Annotated in this window: 1 protein-coding gene; it reads right to left on the bottom strand. The window is 46.8% G+C overall.

Features of this window, described 5'->3' with window-relative positions; genetic code table 11:
- The coding region (locus KIV40_RS28930; RefSeq protein WP_285352668.1) for a replication initiator protein RctB domain-containing protein at positions 1-802 on the bottom strand (802 nt) is incomplete at both ends.

Raw genomic sequence — 802 nt, 5'->3', positions numbered from 1 at the left:
CCTCTGGAGAGGTATATTTAGATAAAGTAATGGTGATTTCATCCGCGTTGATCTCAACCGAGTGTTTACGTAGTTTCACGCGACGCCCTAATTTACCTCGTGGTGACGGGGCTTTACGTTGAATAGGCTCAAACTCGCCATCGATGATCTCTGAGAGCTCTTCCAATTTCTGTTTCGAGACCATTTCATTACGCAGTGGGTTTGGCAACGTTGGTGCCATATTTCGCTTACCCGCATTGGTCGTACGAGCACGAGAGTATCGCAACACTTCTTCAACGTTACACTTGATATCAACCTGATAGTCGACTGTTTTATCCTTTTCGATCATTGCGGTGATCGTCAGGTGGTAACCCCATAAATTGACAAGGAATGTATCGTCTTGATCAGTCACTTCACCCAGCTTTCTTAGCTCTCGGATCAAATCCATCGAAAAACGACGCCAATCGATGTTTCTCGCCAGTTTTTGGTTCAGTTCGCTCAGTAGCATGCAATCTGAGTGACGGCGCGCCATACGGCTTCTGAAGTAAGAGTACAACTGGAACACAAGGGTATGCTGTTTCAGAATTTCAGGTGGAAACAGGAAGAAATAGTCGCGGGTGAGCAACTCTTCATAGAACGATGGTTCCCACACAAGAATGTACAAGTTCGGTTTAATACGAATTTCACCATCTGCACCCTCTGTTGGCGCTTCTTCAGACGCAGTGATAGTGCGCGCTAGGAATCGGAAGCGATCACTTTTGAAGCCTTCAGGCATGTTCTCGCTTAGCCAGCGGCCAGTCAGTTCATGCAGTTGGAAATCGGT

The organism is Vibrio sp. D173a, assembly GCF_030248475.1.
This window is presented reverse-complemented; position numbering and strand designations above follow the sequence as displayed.